4 protein-coding genes are annotated in these 3,311 nt (G+C 73.5%); all 4 read left to right on the forward strand.

Annotated elements, in window-relative coordinates:
* Nucleotides 1-102: 102 nt before the first annotated feature.
* Nucleotides 103-1,635 (forward strand): tRNA (adenosine(37)-N6)-threonylcarbamoyltransferase complex ATPase subunit type 1 TsaE, encoded by a 1,533-nt coding sequence (gene tsaE / locus QR78_RS18220; protein WP_179945935.1) that lies wholly within the window; start codon nt 103-105, stop codon nt 1,633-1,635.
* A gap of 24 nt (nt 1,636-1,659) precedes the next feature.
* Nucleotides 1,660-2,403 (forward strand): nucleotidyltransferase family protein, encoded by a 744-nt coding sequence (locus tag QR78_RS18225; RefSeq protein WP_048428980.1) that lies wholly within the window; start codon nt 1,660-1,662, stop codon nt 2,401-2,403.
* A 169-nt stretch (nt 2,404-2,572) separates the two neighbouring features.
* Entirely contained in the window at nt 2,573-3,070 is a 498-nt protein-coding gene (locus QR78_RS18230) for a GNAT family N-acetyltransferase (RefSeq protein ID WP_048428981.1), read from the forward strand.
* On the forward strand, nt 3,067-3,311 hold a 245-nt coding region (locus QR78_RS18235), incomplete at its 3' end, for a hypothetical protein (RefSeq protein ID WP_048428982.1). The genes QR78_RS18230 and QR78_RS18235, both read left to right, overlap by 4 nt.

Here is a 3,311-nt window from a genome sequence, read left to right on the forward strand (position 1 = left end):
GGCCGGGGAGGGCCGGGAAAGTTTAAGGTTCATACGCTATCACCGGCGGGATTGGCCCGGGACGGGCGCGTGAGCGAGGATGGCGGAGTGGACCAGGAGGGCATGGCCGAGCGCACACCCTGGGAGATCGTGCTGCCGGACGAGAGCGCGACCGAGGATCTCGGCCGCTTCCTCGCCGAGATCCTGCGGCCCGGCGATCTGGTGGCGCTCTCCGGCGGGCTCGGCGGCGGCAAGACGACGCTGGCCCGGGCGATCATCCGCGAGATCGTCGGCGATCCCGAGCTCGAAGTGCCGAGCCCGACCTTCACCCTCGTCCAGCCCTACGAGGGCCGGAACGGGCAGGCCGTGGTCCATGCCGACCTCTACCGCCTGCGCGGGCCCGACGAACTGGTCGAGCTCGGCTTCGACGAGATGACCGAGCGGGCGATCGCGCTGGTCGAGTGGCCCGACCGGCTGCCGCCGCGCCACGGCCCGACGCTCGCCATCGACCTCTCGCTCAAGCCCGAATTCGGCGACGACGCCCGGCTCGTGCGCCTCATCGGCGGCGGGGGCCTCGGCGGCCGCCTGATGCGGGCCCGGGCGCTGCGCGTGCTGCTCGACCGCTCCGGCTGGGGCGAGGCCGAGCGCACCCACATGCAGGGCGACGCCTCGAGCCGCGCCTACGAGCGCCTGACCAACCCGGACGGCGCCAAGGCGGTGCTGATGATCTCGCCGCCCAAGGCCGACGGCCCGCCGGTGCGCGACGGCAAGCCCTACAGCGCCATCGTCCATCTCGCCGAGAGCGTGCACGCCTTCGTGGCGATGGATCGGGGCCTGCGGGCGCTCGGCCTCTCGGCCCCGAAGATCCTGGGCGAGGACCTGGATGCCGGCCTCCTGATCCTCGAGGATCTCGGCAGCGAGCCGGTCGTCGACCAGAACGGCCCGCGGCCCGAGCGCTACGCCGAGGCGGTCAAGGTGCTGGCGCGCCTGCACGGCACCACCCTGCCGACCGTGCTGCCGGTGGCCGAGGGCCGCGACCACGAGGTGCCGCCCTACGACCGCGAGGCGCTGCTGTTCGAGGCCGAGCTGCTGCCCGAATGGTACGCGCCCTTCGTCGCCAACGCGCCGCTGGCGCCGGATGCCCGCGCGTCGTTCGTGGCCGCCTGGAGCGAGGCGCTGGCGGGGCTCGAATCCGAGGCCCGGACCTGGACGCTGCGGGACTACCACTCGCCGAACCTGATCTGGCTGCCCGAGCGCGACGGGATCGAGCGCATCGGCGTCATCGACTTCCAGGACGCGGTGCTCGGCCACCCGGCCTACGACGTCGCCTCGCTGCTGCAGGATGCCCGGGTCGATGCCAGCGCCGAGTTCGAGCTACGCCTGCTCGGCCTCTACGCCCGCGAGCGCCGGATGCGCGACGCCGAGTTCGACATGCAGGGCTTCGCCCGCGCCTACGCGGTGCTGGCGGCGCAGCGGGCGACCAAGATCCTCGGGATCTTCGCCCGCCTCGACCGGCGCGACGGCAAGCCGGGCTACCTCGCCCACCTGCCGCGCATCGAGGGCTACCTCGCCCGCAACCTCGCCCACCCGGCGCTCGCCGGCGTCCGGGCCTGGTACGCGCAGCACCTGCCGCGCCTCTGCCCGGCCGAATCCTGACCGATCCTACGAAGCGCCGCCCCGATGACCGACACCCCGCCCCCCGCCGTGACGCGCGCCTTCGTGCTGGCCGCGGGCCTCGGCAAGCGCATGCGCCCGATCACCGCGACCACGCCCAAGCCCCTGGTCGAGGTCGCCGGCAAGTCGCTGGTCGATTACGCCCTCGACCGGATCGCCGAGGCCGGCATCCCCGAGACGGTGGTGAACGTGCACTACCTCGCCGATCTGATGGAGGCGCACCTGGTGCGCCGCCGCGGCGGCCCGGCCATCACGATCTCGGACGAGCGCGACAAGCTCCTGGAGACCGGCGGCGGGGTGAAGAAGGCGCTGCCGCTCCTCGGGACGGCGCCCTTCATGGTGCTGAATTCCGATTCGTTCTGGCTCGAAGGGCCGCAGCCGAACCTGCGCCGCCTCGTCGCCGCCTGGGACCCGGAGCGGATGGACATGCTGCTCCTTCTCGCCTCCGCCGCCACCAGCCTCGGCTATGACGGGCCGGGGGACTTCCACATGGACAAGGAGGGGCGGCTCGCCCGCCGGGCCGAGCGCGAGGTCTCGCCCTTCGTCTATGCCGGCGTCGCGATCCTGAAGCCCGAGCTCTTCGCCGACACGCCGGAGGGCTCGTTCTCCCTCAACCTGCTGTTCGACCGCGCGATCAAGGCCGAGCGGCTGTTCGGCCTGCGCCTCGACGGGCAGTGGCTCCATGTCGGTACCCCTGAGGCGCTGCGCGAGGCCGAGGAGCGGGTGAAGGCGAGCGCGACGCAGCCGTGAGGGGGCGGAGGCGCGTCCATTCGCAGCAGCCGGTCGTGTAAGGGCGCAGGCCCATCTCCTCTCCCCGCAGGCGGGGAGAGGGGAGACCCGCGCCTTGTCCGGTGACTGTCGGAGCCTGCGATCTCACTGGATCGCGCCGCCGATGCCCCCCATCAAACGGGACCCCGCCATGACCCCCGGCTTCTCGATCGGCCCCCTCGACGACCTCGGCGCGGTGCTGGCGCTCAACGCCGCCCACGTCGCCGAGACCTCGCCTCTCGACGAAGCGGCCCTGAGGGCCCTCCGCGACCAGGCCTGTCTCGCCGCCGCCGTCACCGGGCCCGAGGGGCTGTCCGCCTTCCTGATCGCCCTCGACCAGGATGCCGCCTATGCCAGCCCCAACTTCCGGTGGTTCCGGGAGCGCTACCCCCGCTTCGTCTACGTCGACCGGATCGTGACCGCCCCGGCGGCCCGCGGGCAGGGGCTGGCGCGCGCGCTCTACGAGGAGCTGTTCGCGCGGGCTCACGCCGCGGGCCACGTCCGCATCGCCTGCGAGGTCAATTGCCTGCCGCCGAACCCGGGCTCCGACGCGTTCCACGCCGCCCTCGGCTTCTCGGAGGTCGGCCGCGCGGAGATCCACGGCGGGGCGAAGACCGTGCGCTACCTCCTGCGCGAGGCCGCCCGGTGAGGGAGGGACACGTCTTCACCATCGCGCCGGGGCTGCCCTTCCTCGACACCCTGGCCGAGGCGCTGCTCTCGGGCCGCCTCGTCGGCGATCTTGCGGGCGGGCCGTTCGGGCTCGCCGCGGTCACGCTCTACCTGCCGACCCGCCGTGCCGCCCGGGCGCTGGCCGCGATCCTCGCCCGCGAATGCGGCCCCGCCGCCCTGCTCCCCCGGATGGTGCCGCTCGGCGAGGCCGACGAGGCCGA

Source organism: Methylobacterium indicum (assembly GCF_001043895.1).
Classification (GTDB): domain Bacteria; phylum Pseudomonadota; class Alphaproteobacteria; order Rhizobiales; family Beijerinckiaceae; genus Methylobacterium; species Methylobacterium indicum.